This window comes from Actinokineospora spheciospongiae (genome assembly GCF_003182415.1).
Lineage (GTDB): Bacteria > Actinomycetota > Actinomycetes > Mycobacteriales > Pseudonocardiaceae > Actinokineospora > Actinokineospora spheciospongiae.
Window position 1 is genome coordinate 1 of the sequence record NZ_QHCP01000024.1, and the last position, 13103, is coordinate 13103.

Annotated in this window: 11 protein-coding genes and 1 tRNA gene; 4 read left to right on the forward strand and 8 right to left on the reverse strand. The window is 70.6% G+C overall.

Annotation, left to right across the window (positions count from 1 at the left end; genetic code table 11):
* Positions 1-91: 91 nt before the first annotated feature.
* Entirely contained in the window at positions 92-2746 is a 2655-nt protein-coding gene (polA, locus tag DFQ13_RS32740) for a DNA polymerase I (protein ID WP_233438688.1), read from the reverse strand.
* Positions 2747-2898: 152 nt separating this feature from the next.
* Here polA and DFQ13_RS32745 point away from each other — a divergent pair, with 152 nt between their 5' ends.
* Positions 2899-3333 carry a hotdog fold thioesterase gene (locus DFQ13_RS32745; RefSeq protein ID WP_110082623.1) on the forward strand — a complete coding sequence of 145 codons (435 nt, stop codon included), beginning with the start codon at positions 2899-2901 and terminating at the stop codon, positions 3331-3333.
* Positions 3334-3378: 45 nt separating this feature from the next.
* Here DFQ13_RS32745 and DFQ13_RS32750 read toward each other — a convergent pair whose 3' ends face one another.
* The 6 genes from DFQ13_RS32750 to DFQ13_RS32775 all read right to left on the reverse strand — a co-directional run bounded on the left by DFQ13_RS32750 (position 3379) and on the right by DFQ13_RS32775 (position 9446).
* On the reverse strand, positions 3379-3654 hold the full coding sequence (locus tag DFQ13_RS32750; RefSeq protein WP_035286339.1) for a YggT family protein: 276 nt from the start codon (positions 3652-3654) through the stop codon (positions 3379-3381).
* Positions 3655-3845: 191 nt separating this feature from the next.
* Positions 3846-4562, reverse strand: a complete 717-nt coding sequence (locus DFQ13_RS32755) for an ABC transporter ATP-binding protein (RefSeq protein ID WP_110082624.1) — start codon at positions 4560-4562, stop codon at positions 3846-3848.
* Positions 4559-5413, reverse strand: coding sequence for an ABC transporter ATP-binding protein (locus DFQ13_RS32760; protein WP_233427814.1), 855 nt, complete (start codon positions 5411-5413; stop codon positions 4559-4561). Before DFQ13_RS32760 ends, DFQ13_RS32755 begins: the two co-directional genes overlap by 4 nt.
* Positions 5410-7194, reverse strand: a complete 1785-nt coding sequence (locus DFQ13_RS32765; protein ID WP_110082625.1) for a branched-chain amino acid ABC transporter permease — start codon at positions 7192-7194, stop codon at positions 5410-5412. Before DFQ13_RS32765 ends, DFQ13_RS32760 begins: the two co-directional genes overlap by 4 nt.
* On the reverse strand, positions 7191-8135 hold the full coding sequence (locus DFQ13_RS32770; protein WP_035286335.1) for a branched-chain amino acid ABC transporter permease: 945 nt from the start codon (positions 8133-8135) through the stop codon (positions 7191-7193). The genes DFQ13_RS32765 and DFQ13_RS32770 overlap by 4 nt, the downstream gene beginning before the upstream one ends.
* A gap of 87 nt (positions 8136-8222) precedes the next feature.
* Positions 8223-9446, reverse strand: a complete 1224-nt coding sequence (locus DFQ13_RS32775; RefSeq protein WP_035286333.1) for a branched-chain amino acid ABC transporter substrate-binding protein — start codon at positions 9444-9446, stop codon at positions 8223-8225.
* Between the two features lie 416 nt (positions 9447-9862).
* On the opposite strand from DFQ13_RS32775, the gene DFQ13_RS32780 reads away from it, so the two are divergent.
* Both DFQ13_RS32780 and DFQ13_RS32785 read left to right on the forward strand, forming a co-directional pair.
* Complete coding sequence (locus tag DFQ13_RS32780; protein ID WP_146241443.1) at positions 9863-10840, forward strand: hypothetical protein; 978 nt, start codon at positions 9863-9865, stop codon at positions 10838-10840.
* A gap of 474 nt (positions 10841-11314) precedes the next feature.
* On the forward strand, positions 11315-11509 hold the full coding sequence (locus DFQ13_RS32785; RefSeq protein WP_110082627.1) for a hypothetical protein: 195 nt from the start codon (positions 11315-11317) through the stop codon (positions 11507-11509).
* A gap of 58 nt (positions 11510-11567) precedes the next feature.
* On the opposite strand, the gene DFQ13_RS32790 is transcribed toward DFQ13_RS32785, so the two are convergent.
* Positions 11568-12173, reverse strand: coding sequence for an ANTAR domain-containing response regulator (locus DFQ13_RS32790; RefSeq protein WP_035286327.1), 606 nt, complete (start codon positions 12171-12173; stop codon positions 11568-11570).
* 151 nt (positions 12174-12324) lie between these two features.
* On the opposite strand from DFQ13_RS32790, the gene DFQ13_RS32795 reads away from it, so the two are divergent.
* Positions 12325-12398 (forward strand) — tRNA-Leu (locus DFQ13_RS32795).
* Positions 12399-13103: the final 705 nt, after the last annotated feature.

Here is a 13103-nt window from a genome sequence, read left to right on the forward strand (position 1 = left end):
GGGCATCGCCACCCGCTACGACAAGACCGCCCTGTCCTACCAGGCCATGATCGACCTGGCCACCCTCACACTCTGGCTTTGAGGACAGGCCCTAGTGGGCCGCCTGGTTCCAGGTGCGGCCGAAGCCCACCGACACGTCCAGCGGCACGCGCAGGGCGAAGGCGCCCGCCATCTGCTCGCGCACCAGGGCCTCCACCGCGTCCCGCTCGCCCCCGGCGACGTCGAGGACCAGTTCGTCGTGGACCTGGAGCAGGACCTTGCTCGTCAGCCCGTCCTCCTTCAACCGGCGCTGCACGTTGAGCATGGCGACCTTGATGATGTCGGCCGCGCTGCCCTGGATGGGGGCGTTGAGGGCCATCCGCTCGGCCATCTCGCGGCGCTGGCGGTTGTCGCTGGTGAGGTCGGGCAGCAGGCGGCGGCGGCCGAACAGGGTGGCGGTGTAGCCCTCCTTGCGGGCGCGCTCGACGACCTGGTTCAGGTAGTCGCGGACGCCGCCGAAGCCCTGGAAGTAGTCCTCCATCAGGCCGCGCGCCTCCTCGGTGGAGATGCGCAGTTGCTGGGACAGGCCGTAGGCGGACAGGCCGTAGGCCAGGCCGTAGTTCATCGCCTTGATCTTGGCGCGCTGCTCGCCGGTCACCGCCTTCGGGTCCACCTGGAACACGCGGGCGGCGGTGGCGGCGTGGAAGTCGAAACCGGAGTTGAAGGCCTCGATCAGGGCCGCGTCCTCCGACAGGTGCGCCATGATCCGCATCTCGATCTGGCTGTAGTCGGCGGTGAGCAGCGTGTCGAAGCCGGGGCCGACGACGAACGCGTCGCGGATGGTGCGGCCCGCCTCGGTGCGGATGGGGATGTTCTGCAGGTTCGGCTCGGTCGAGGACAGGCGACCGGTGGCGGCGATGGTCTGGTTGAACGTGGTGTGGATGCGGCCGTCGTCCGAGATGGACTTGATCAGGCCCTCCACCGTGACCCGCAGGCGGGTGGCGTCGCGGTGTTCGAGCATGTGCGCCAGGAACGGGTGCTGGGTCTGCTCGTGCAGCGTCGTCAGCGCCTCGGCGTCGGTGGTGTAGCCGGTCTTGGTGCGCTTGGTCTTGGGCATCTGCAGCTCGTCGAACAGCACGACCTGCAACTGCTTCGGCGAACCGAGGTTGATCTCCTTGCCGATCACGTCGAACGCGGCGCGCTCGGCGTCGCGGACGCGCGCGGCGAACTCCGACTCCAGCTCCGAGAGCCGCTCGGCGTCGACGGCGATGCCGACCTCCTCCAGCTCGGCGAGCACCCGCAGCAGCGGCAGCTCCATGTCGGTGAGCAGCGCCTCCTGGCCGGTGTCGCGCAGCGCCACGTCGAGGGCGTCGGCGAGTTCGGCGATGGCGCGGGCGCGCAGGATCTCCCCCGCGGCCAGCTTGCGCTCGTCGTCGCCCTCCTCGTCGAGCAGGGAGAGCTGCTGCTCGCCGCCGGTGTCCTCGACCCGCAGCTCACGCTGCAGGTAGCGCAGCACCAGGTCGTCGAGGGTGAAGGTGCGCTGGCCGGGGCGGGCCAGGTAGGCGGCCAGGGCGGTGTCGGTGGCCAGGCCGTGCAGCTCCCAGCCGCGGTGGCGCACCGCGTGCAGCGAGCGCTTGACGTCGTGGCCGAGCTTGACCGTCTCCGGGTCGGCGAGCCAGGTGCGGAACGCGGTCTCGTCCTCCTCGGTGAGCGTGCTGACGTCGACGTACACGCCCTGCCCGGCCGCGGTGGCCAGCGCCACCGAGCGCAGCTCGACGGCCTGCCCGGACGGCCCGGTGGGGGTCTCGCGGAACGCCAGGCCGATCCGGGTGCCCGCCGGGGCGTGCTCGGCCAGCCAGCCGGGCAGCGCGCCGGGCTCCAGCGCCCCGCCGGTGACCTCGAAACCCTCCTCGGCCTCCGGGGCGGCGGTGGACAGGGTGGCGAACAGCCGGTCGCGCAGGACGCGGAACTCCAGCTCGTCGAAGAGCCGGTGCACCGCGTCGCGGTCCCAGTCGCGCACCGCCAGGTCGTCCGGGCCCAGCTCCAGCGGGACGTCGCGGACCAGCTCGGTGAGCTGCCGGTTGAGCTGCACGTTGGCCAGGTTGGCCCGCAGCGCGTCGCCGACCTTGCCCTTGACCTCGTCCACCCGGTCGATCAGCTCGCCGAGGGAGCCGAACTGCTGCATCCACTTGGTGATCGTCTTCTCGCCGACCCCGGGGATCTTGGGCAGGTTGTCGCTGGGGTCGCCGCGCAGGGCGGCGAAGTCGGGGTACTGCGCGGCGCTGACGCCGTACTTCTCCAGCACCGCGGCCGGGGTGTACCGGGCCAGCTCGGAGACGCCCTTGACCGGGTACAGCACGGTCACGTGGTCGTTGACCAGTTGCAGGGCATCGCGGTCGCCGGTGCAGATGTAGACGTCCATGCCCTCGGCGGTGGCCGAGGTGGTCAGCGTGGCGATCAGGTCGTCGGCCTCGAAGTTGTCCTTGGCCAGGGTGGGGATGTTCAGCGCGCCGAGGACCTCCTCGATCAGGCTGACCTGGCCCTTGAACTCGTCCGGGCTGGCGGACCGGTTCGCCTTGTACTCGGCGAACTGCTCGGTGCGGAAGGTCTTGCGCGAGACGTCGAAGCACACCGCCAGGTGGGTGGGCGCCTCGTCGCGCAGCAGGTTGATCAGCATCGAGGTGAAGCCGTAGACGGCGTTCGTGTGCTGCCCGGTGCCGGTCTGGAAGTTGTCCTTGGGCAGGGCGAAGAAGGCCCGGTAGGCCATCGAGTGCCCATCGATGAGCAGCAGGCGCCGGGTGGCGGTCGAGGCGGTGGCGGGAGCGCGGGTCTGAGTCTTGGCGGGCACGCGGCGAGTCTAGGGTGGAGCACCGACAGCCCGGCGAGTGCCGGGCTCGCGTCACCCGACAGGAGGGCACCGTGAGCGGCAGCGCCGACCCCACGAAGCTCCCCGGCGTCCTCCCCGAGGTCGCCGACCAGCTCCTCGCCGACAAGCTCGGCATCGACATCACCGACTGGACCCCCGACCGCCTGGTCGCGACCATGCCGGTCAAGGGCAACCTGCAGCCCTACGGCCTGCTGCACGGCGGGGCGAACGCGGTGCTGGCCGAGACGGTGGGCTCCATCGCCGCGGCGCTCAACGCCCCCGAGGGCAAGGTGGTGGTCGGCCTGGAGCTGTCCTGCACCCACCACCGCGCGGCCCGCGCGGGCGTGGTGACGGCGGTGTGCACCCCGCTGCACCTGGGCCGCAGCACCTCGACGTTCGAGATCGTGATCACCGAGGAGTCCGGGAAGCGCACCTGCACCGCCCGCCTCACCTGCGTGGCCGTCGACCGCGCCCCCGGCGCCAAGTAGCTTTCGGCGGCACCGCGGTCACGCGGGCGGGGTTCGCCGCTGGTGTCAGAGGGAGAAGGCCACGGACCGCAGGACCAGGGCGAGCACGAAGACGACGGTGAAGGCGAGGTCGATCCCGATGCTCCCCGCCCGCACCGGCGGGAGCACCCGCCGCACCGGGGCGATCACCGGCTCGGTCACCGCGTGCGCGGTCCGCCGCACCCGCCCGACCCAGTGCGGCCCCCGGCCCACCACTCCCGCCCAATCGAGGACCATCCGAGCCACGAGCACCAGGATGAACGCGCTCAGCACGTACCCGACCACCACACCGATCGCGCCCATGACCACTCCTCCCGGGGGAAACGTCCACCCAGCTCAACGCCCCCGGTGCCCGAAAAGTGTCATCCCGCCCGATCTCTCAGCCGCCCCTCAGCCGCGAGGTCTCGACGACGCTCACCAACGGTCCCGGCCCACCCGAGCGGAAGAGGGGGCCACGCCCGCAGGCGCAGCCCCCTCCCCCAAGCCGTGACCGGTCAGTCTTCGCCGAGGTAGGCCGCCCGGACCTGCGGGTCCGACAGCAGTACCTTGCCCGGCCCCTCCAGCGTCGTCGTCCCGAGGTCGATCACGTACCCCCGGTCCGACAGCGCCAGCGCGGCCAGCGCGTTCTGCTCCACCAGCAGGATCGTGGTGCCCTGCGACTGCAACTCGCGGATGGTGTCGAAGATGCGCTGGGTCATGATCGGCGACAGGCCCATGGAGGGCTCGTCGAGCATGAGCAGCCGCGGTCGCGACATCATCGCCCGGCCGATGGCGAGCATCTGCTGCTCACCGCCGGAGAACAACCCGGCCTTCTGGTTGCGCCGCTCCCCGAGCACCGGGAACAGCTCGTAGACGTTGCGCATGTCCTTGTCGACCGCGGCCTTGTCGTCGCGCGTGTACGCGCCGAGGAGCAGGTTCTCCTCGACCGTCATGCGGCCGAACGTGCGCCGACCCTCCGGGGAGTGCGCGATGCCCAGGTTGAGGATGTTGTGGGCGGCCAGCGCGCCGATCTCGACGCCGTCGAACCGGATGGACCCGACCCGCGGGCGCAGCAGCCCCGAGATGGTGCGCAGGGTGGTGGTCTTGCCCGCCCCGTTCGCGCCGATGAGGCTGACGATCTGGCCCGCCTCGACGACGAACGACACGTCCCGGACGGCCTCGATGGCGCCGTAGGCGACGCTGAGGTCGGTGACCTCCAACAGCGGACTCATGCCTCACCCCTCGTGTCGTGCTCGGTCGAGGCGGCGCGGACGTCGGCCTCGACCTCCTCCGGCGGCTTGCCCAGGTAGGCCTCCACCACCCTCGGGTCGGCCCGGACGACCTCCGGCGTGCCCTCGACCAGCAGTTCGCCCTGGACCAGCACCGACACCTTGTCGCACAGGCCGAAGATGAACTTGATGTCGTGCTCGATCACCACCACCGAGACGCCGGTGTCCCGGATGGCGAAGATCAACTGCCGGGTGGCCTCGGTCTCCTGCGGGTTCATGCCCGCGGTCGGCTCGTCGAGCAGCAGCACCTTCGGGTCGGTGGCCAGCGCGCGGGCGATCTCGAGCCTGCGCTGGTCGCCGTAGGGCAGGTTGCGGGCGACCTCGTGCTCGGCGCGGGTGAGCCCGACGAACTCCAGCAGTTCGCGCGAGCGCTCCCGCGCCGCCCGCTCGCCGCGGTGGAACGCGGGCAGCCGCAGCAGGGTGGAGATCGGGTCCTGCCGCATCCGGCTGTGCCGCCCGACCATGACGTTCTCCAGCACCGTCATGTTCGGGAACAGGCGGATGTTCTGGAACGTGCGGGCCACCCCGGCGATCGTCACCTTCGACGGGTCGGCCGCGAGCTGGCTGCCGTCGAGCAGCACCCGGCCCCGGCTGGGCAGGTAGAGCCCGGTGAGGCAGTTGAAGAAGGTCGTCTTGCCCGCGCCGTTGGGCCCGATCAGGCCGACGATCTCGCCCTTGCCCAGCGACAGCGAGACGTTGTTGAGCGCGGTCAGGCCGCCGAAGACCATGGTGACGCCCTGGGCCTGCAAGACCGGCGGGGCGGGGGCGGCGGCCATGTTGTCGGTGATGCTCACGCCTTGCCCCCCTTCGGTCCCGGCGCCTCGTGTTCGTGCTCGACCACGAGTTCTTCCTCTTCCTCGATCGATTTTCCGCCCGCTGTCTCACCCGCGAGCTCGGCTCTGCGCACCCGGTCGGGCATCAACCCCTGCGGTCGGAACCGCATGATCAGGATGAGCGCGAGGCCGAAGACCAGCAGCCGGTACTCGTCGAACTCGCGCAGCTTCTCCGGCAGCACGAACAGCAGCGAGGCGCCGAGCACCGCGCCGGGGATCGTGCCCATGCCACCGAGGATGACCGCCGCGAGCAGGGTCACCGACTCCAGGAACTTGAAGCTCTCGTAGGAGGAGGTGCTCAGCTTGTGGGCGAAGATCGCGCCCGCCAGACCGGCCAGGGTGGCGCCCGCGAGGAAGGCGAGGATCTTGGCCTTGCCGGTCTTGATGCCCATGGCCCGCGCGGCGTCCTCGTCCTCGCGGATGGCGATCCAGGCCCGGCCGATGCGGCTGTTCTTCAGGTTGGCGAACACGGCCATGATGGCGCCGACGACCAGCACGATCATGAAGTAGTACAGCACGCCGCCGGGCAGGTCGGCGCCGAGCACGGTGATCGGCTCGTTGAACGCGGTGCCCGCGACCTCCACGTTCGGGATGCCCGGGATGGCGTTCGAGCCGCCGGTCAGGCCGCCGATGTTGTTCTGCGCGGACTTGGTGAAGATCTCGCCGAAGGCCAGCGTCACGATCGCCAGGTAGTCCCCGCGCACCCGCAGCGTCGGTGAGCCGACGATGGCGCCGATGACGCCCGCGATGGCCGCCGCGAGCAGCGCCGCCAGCGGGAACGGCAGGTCGATGCCCACCTTGGCCGCGGCGGCGCCGGACAGGTTCGCCGCGACGAACGCGCCGATGCCCATGAACGCGACGTAGCCGAGGTCGAGCAGCCCGGCCAGGCCGACGACGATGTTGAGGCCGATCGCGGTGGCCGCGTAGACGCCGATGGTGGTCGCCACCGTCATCCAGTACTCGTTGCCCGCGCTGGTCAGCGGCAGCGCCAGCGCGCAGACCAGCAGGACGGCGATGGAGAACGCGCGGTGCTTCTCCGACAGCGCCGAGATCCAGCGGACCACGCCCAGGCCGTTGAGCGCGCCGAGCAGGCCGCCCGCCATGCCGAGGAAGGCCAGGAAGATCGGACCGGCGTAGGGGTTGGACGCGCCGCCGGTGCCGCCCGCGGTGAGCATCGAGGCCACCAGGTACAGCACGCCGACGAACGCGACGACCAGCGCCAGGTACGCCGCCCACCTGGGCAGGTCGGTCGACCACTCGGGGATGTCCTCGAGGTGGCCCGCCTTGGCGCCGAGCACGATCAGCAGACCGGCGACGACGCCGACGATGGAGCCGAACGCGGTGACGCCGTCGGCGGCGGTGATGGCCCCGAGGCCACCGCCTCGACCGGTGATGAACACGGCGCTGATCAGCGAGATGGCGAAGACGCCCCAGCCCAGGGCGCGCAGCACCCGCCCGCGGCCCGGGGTCTTGGCCACGAAGGTGACGACCAGGGCGGCCAGGCCCAGCAGCAGCACGTGCAGCCGGTAGCCCTCGACGGCGAACGGCGCGTCGAAGAACTGGAGCGTGGCCTTGGCGGGGTAGGCGCCGTCCCCGAGGAGGAACGTCACCCAGGGCAGCAGCGCCGCGACCACGGCCAGCACACCGCCCGCCGCGGTCAGCGGCTTGGCGTGGGCGGGCTTGAGGTACCTGTCCAGCGCGCCCGACCGGATGAACCGGAAGAGCCGGATGAGGATCGTCATGCTCGCACCCTTTCGGCCTCGCCGAACAGGCCCTGCGGTCGGAACACCAGGACCAGGATCAGCACAACGAAGATCCACACGTAGTCGTATTGGGTGCCGCCCCACATGTACTGGCCACCCAATGTCTTGATCAAACCGATGATGAACGCGCCGATGACCGCACCGCGCAGGCTGCCGATGCCGCCGAGGACGGCCGCGGTGAACGCGAAGATGCCGTTCTGGAAGCCGATCGCGTTGTCGACGTTGGTGATGTCGACGCCGTAGAGCACGCCCGCCACACCCGCGAGCGCCGCACCGAGGACGAACGTCAAGACGATCACCCGGTCGGGGTTGACACCCATCAGCCGGGCGGTGTCCGGGTCCTGCGCGGTCGCCCGCATCGCCCGGCCCATCTTCGACCGGTTGATGTAGCTCTGCAGCAGCACGGACAGGATGATCGACACGACGACGAGCAGCAGCTGCGAAGCGCGGATGCTCACGTCGCCCTCGGGCCCGTCGGGGCCGAGACCGATGATCGTGATCTGGCTGTCCACGAACGCCTTCGGGAAAGGCTGCGCCGAGTCGGCGTTGGGGAACCAGATCCGGATGGCCTCCTGCAGCACGATGGACACGCCCAGCGCCGTGATCAGCGGGGCCAGCCGGGGCGCGTTGCGCAGCGGCCGGTAGGCGAAGCGCTCCATGATCAGCGCGATCGCCACCGCCACGGCCATGCCGCCGAGCAGCATGAGCGGCAGGGACACGTACCAGTTCTCGCGGAAGCTCTCCGGGAGCACCCAGCGGTGGACGGCCAGACCGCCGAAGGCGCCGACCATGAAGACCTCGCCGTGGGCGAAGTTGATGAGTTGGATGATGCCGTACACCATCGTGTAGCCCAGGGCGATCAGCCCGATCGTGGCTCCCAAAGCGATGCCGTTTGCGAGTTGTTGCAACAGCGTCGTCACATCTACCTCCGTACGCGGTGGGGGTGGGCTGCGCGCCCACCCCCACCGTGTTTCGTCCGGTCCCGGGGAACCGGCTGTGCTGTCAGGTCAGCCGCTGTAGGTGCCGGTCTCCGCGGGGGACCACTTGCCACCGTTGACGCTGTAGACGGTCAGGACCTTGTTGTTGCTGTCGCCGAACTCGTCGAACGAGATGGTGCCGGTCGCGCCCTGGCCGCTGTACTTGCCCACCGAGGCGAGCAGGTCGGCACGCTTGGCCTCGGACCAGTCACCGCCGTTGAGGGTGGTGGCCAGGGAGTTGATGATGGCGTTGGCCGCGTCGTAGGAGAACGCGCCGTAGGCGGCGAACTTGTCCTGGTAGCCCGCCTTGTTGTAGGCGTCGACGAACGCCTTGGCGCTGTCGAGCGACTCGGTCGGCGCGCCGACGGAGGTGGCGTAGTCGCCGTCCTTGCCGCCGAGGCTGATGAACTTGTCGTCGTAGATGCCGTCGCCACCCATGACCGGGATGTTCAGCCCGGCGTCCTTGAGCTGCTTGGACAGCGGACCGGCCTGCGGGTACTGGCCGCCGAAGTACAGCGCGTCCGGGGCGCTCGGCTTGATCGCGGCGATGACGCCGGAGAAGTCGGTGTCCTTCTCGCCGATCTTCTGCCGGGTCACGACCTGCGCGCCGAGGGACTCGGCCTTGGTGGCGAACGCGGCCGCGAGGCCCTCGCCGTAGGTCAGGCCGTCGGTGACGATGGCGATCTTCTTCTTGCCCTGCTTCTCGACCAGGAACTTGGCCGCGAACGGGCCCTGCAGCGAGTCGACGGTGCAGGTGCGGAAGTAGGTCGGGAACTGGCGCGTGGGAGCGGCCGCGTTCTCACCCTTGGACAGCGCGTCGCTGGTGTTCGCGGGCGAGACCTGCACGATGTTCTTCTGCGCCAGGATCGGCTGCACCGACTGGGCCACCGACGAGTTCAGCGTGCCGACGACGCCGACCAGGTTGGGGTCCTGCGACAGCTTGGTGGCCGCCTGCGCGCCCTGCTGCGGGTTCTTCTGGTCGTCCTGCGGGTCGAGGGCGAGCTTGTACCCCTTGACGGTGCACTTCTCGTTCGCCTCCTTGACCGCGAGGTCGGCGGAGTTCTGGATGCCGAGGCCCAGTGCGGAGAGCTCACCGCTCAGCGGTGCGATGACGCCGACGACCAGCGTGCCCTTGCTCGTGTCGCAGCCCGCACCCGAGGTGCCACCGCCGGACTCGGTCTTGTTCGTGCCACAGGCCGCGAGCAGCAGCGCGCCCGCGACCAGCACCGTGGCCTTCACCGTCTGGTTACGCACGTGACGTCCCTTCTCCGAAATCGCCCGGCGAGTACACGCGAACCGCCGCCGGGCGCGGCCCATACCTGTTGGAGGGCTGCGCCGGAAGGTAATGACCCCGGGCGGGGGTAGTCACGCACCCCACGACCTCGTGATCAGACTGCAACGAAAAGCGGGGGCAGTTGTTCGCCTGACGGACGAAACTTCGAATTCACACCGGGTTGGGGTACCTGCGCGCAGCAGCGCCTTCACACGGCGTGACCTGGGCTCCAGCGTGGGAACCGGGCGCAGGCGCAACCGGGTGCTCACCGCGGTGGTGGGCGCGGGCCTGCTCGCCGGGGCTGTTCTGGTGCTGCGCGTCGACGGGGAAAGCGGGCAGCGCATTCCACCCGATCGGGCAGAACGCCACCGGGTTCAGCGGTTATCACACCGATTTCGTGGTATTGCCGGAACCCGGTGCCCGCCCCGACCCGCCGCGCGACCTGACCGCCACCCCCGCCGCGGGCCGCCTGCGCCTGGCCTGGGCCGACGGCCTCCCCGGTGGCCCCGTGCCGCGCGGGGCCGTGGGCTACGAGGTGCGCCTGGGTGAGCGGACCCGGCTCACCGCGGCCCCGGTCACCGAGTTCGACGGCCTGCCCGACGGGGTGGCGATACCAGCCTCGGTCCGCAGCGTCGACGCCTTCGGCAGGCGGTCGGACCCGATCGGCCTGCCCGGCGTGGTGCACGAGTCCTGGCGGGACGGCCTGACAGGCGCCCTGGAGGAGTTCCCCGACGGCACCCGGGCCGACTGGCACCTGTCGGGCCACCCCGGCTGCGTGGACGTCGGCACCCGGGCGCCCGGGGAGCGCGGCCTGCCGGTCGACCTGGGCTGCGGCGCAGACGAGGCCGTGTTCAGCACCCGGGCGCCGATGACCCTCAACGGCGGCACCGGCCGCTTCACGGTGCTGACCGACGCCGCGGGCCCCGGCGGCACCCTGACCATCGACCTGGCCCCCGGCCGCGCGGACCGCATCGGCACCCGCGACCCCGCATCAGTCCCCCCGCCGGTCCTGCGGGTGGTTGCCGACGACGCGGGTGTCCGCATCGGCACGGCACCCCCCGGCCCGGCGCGCACCGCGCCGGGGGGCGGGGGTCGCCCACCAGTTCGAGGTCCGGCTGTCCCCACAGGGGGTGGAGGTCGCGCAGGACGGCCTCACGGTCGCCACGTCACCGACCCCGGTCCCGTGGACGCGGGCGTACCCGCTGGTGGGGGTGCGCGGACCGGACGGCAGGCGCAGCCGGGTCCACGTCACCGCCATCGGCCACACCGGCCCCGATCCCCACCGCGGACGAGGTCCAGGTCGTCCCCGCCACCCGGCGGGTCCTGGGCCCGGCGGAGCAGGCACCGGGCAGCGGCATCTCCCGCACCCCGCTGACCCGGGCCACCACGGCCCGCGTCGTCGCGACCCTCACCGCCGACACCGGGCTCGACCCGGGCGCGATCACCATCCAACTCGGGCAAGCGGTCCTGCCCGCGACACCCGCGATCCCCGGCCCGTTCACCCCCGGCTCCTCGATCACGGTCACCGCCGACCTCCCCACCACCATCCTGGGCGACAACGGCGCCCCGACCCTGTCCCCCTGGTCGTCCGCGCCCCCGGCGCCACCGGGCAAACCCTGGTCCAGGAGATGTACCTGGAACTGGACCAGGCCCCACCCGGCTGGGCCGCACCCCCGCGGACCAACACCCGACGCCCCACCACCCCCGCCCGCCCCCGCACCACCCTGACCCTGGGCAACGCGGCAGACCGGGACCTGCCAGGCGCGACCCCCAAGTCCCCCGAGGCAGACTCTCCACCGCCCACGTCGACGCGTCCCCCACCCAATGGGACACCGGCGCCACGGCGGGCGTGGAACTGTTCCTCGACGGCAGGCTGACAGCGGCGATCCCGACCACGGCGGACGGCCCCGGCACCGGCGGCACCTACGCCATCCCGATAGCCCTGACTGCCCTCACCCCCGGCAGGCACTCCGTCGAACTGAGACTGTCAGGTGTGGACGGATCGACCACGTCCACCCTCCGCCACTTCGACCTGCTCCCCTGACCCCGGAACGAGCCGCGGGCCGCCCCAGTACCGGAGCGGCCCGCTGCGTGTCACCCGATCAGGTGATGTTCTCCACCACGGCCTCGGCCACGGCCTTCATGGTCGTCCGCCGATCCATGGCGGTGCGCTGAATCCACCGGAAGGCCTCCGGCTCGGAAAGCCCCTGCTTGGTCATCAGCAGCCCCTTGGCCCGCTCGATCACCTTCCGCGTCTCCAACCGCTCGGTCAGCCCCGCCACCTCGTGCTCGAGGGCCTGCAACTCGGAGAACCGACTCATCGCCAACTCGATCGCGGGCACCAGGTCGTGCTTGGCGAAGGGCTTGACCAGGTACGCCATCGCCCCCGCGTCCCGAGCCCGCTCCACCAACTCCCGCTGACTGAAGGCGGTCAACATCACCACCGGCGCAATCCGCTCCCGAGCAATGGACGTCGCCGCGTCAATGCCATCCATCTTCGGCATCTTCACATCAAGGATCACCAGGTCAGGCCGCAACTCCCCGGCCAACCGAACAGCCTCTTCCCCGTCCCCGGCCTCCCCGGCCACCTCGTACCCCTCTTCCCGCAACATCTCGACCAGGTCGAGGCGGATCAACGCCTCATCCTCGGCGACGAGCACACGGCGGGGGGTCGGGGCCGGTTGGGCCTCGGCAGCCAGGTCGGTCACCGGGGTCCTCCTGTGGGCTAGTGGCGGTGAATCGGAGCCCGAAGCTTACCGCCGCCCACCCCCAACCCGTCGTCCACGAGACGTGATCGCGCTGACACCCCGCCCCTCCCGCACCGACCCACCAGGTGATCGCGTACAGTGCTCGTCCGACGCCCCCGTAGCCCAATCGGCAGAGGCAGCGGACTCAAAATCCGTCCAGTGTGCGTTCGAGTCGCACCGGGGGCACTCGCAGGATGCACACAGTTCCTGAACTGCGGATACCTGACAATCCGGGTCGTGGTCAATCGTCTGTTCGGCGATATGGTGGCCTGTGGTGGCGATCGGGGCGACGTCGCTGGGCGGGACTGCTGTGATGGTGGCCTGGTTGTCCCGGTAGTGCACCTGGATGGTGAATTGAGTCAGGTCCAGCAGTCGCTGGAGCAGTTCCGGGGGCGCGTGTCGCAGGTCGGTCGCCAGGTGGGGCAGGGCGTCGAGCAGGTTGGCTTGCTCCATTGTCGGGTGATCGCGTGCGGGCGCCTCTCTCCAGTTGTTCCAGAGTGGTGTTCACCGCGCGGCGTTCGTTCTTCAGGTCGTTGTAGCGCTGCCGCAGCCCCTGGGTGAAGGGGTCATCGGGGTCGGCGTTCTCCGTTTGGCGCAGCAGGTTGTCCTGTTTGCGGACGGCGCCCGCAGTCGCACACCACGCGTCGCCGCAGCAGGTAGGTCCGACGCGCGCGGGGTCCCGCCGCGTCCGCACGACCGGGACCGTCGAGGCCTACGACTGGCCATCGACCACCCCCGAGAACGGTTGGGACGACGAGCCGTGCGTGCGCGGCCACACCCCGCTCAAGCTGAACGCCAGCGTGGGCGGCAGCTTGGGCGACCTGGTCCGATCGAACCGTTTGATCGACTTCGACCCCTGCTGGGTCGAGGTGGGCTGACCATGACGACGAG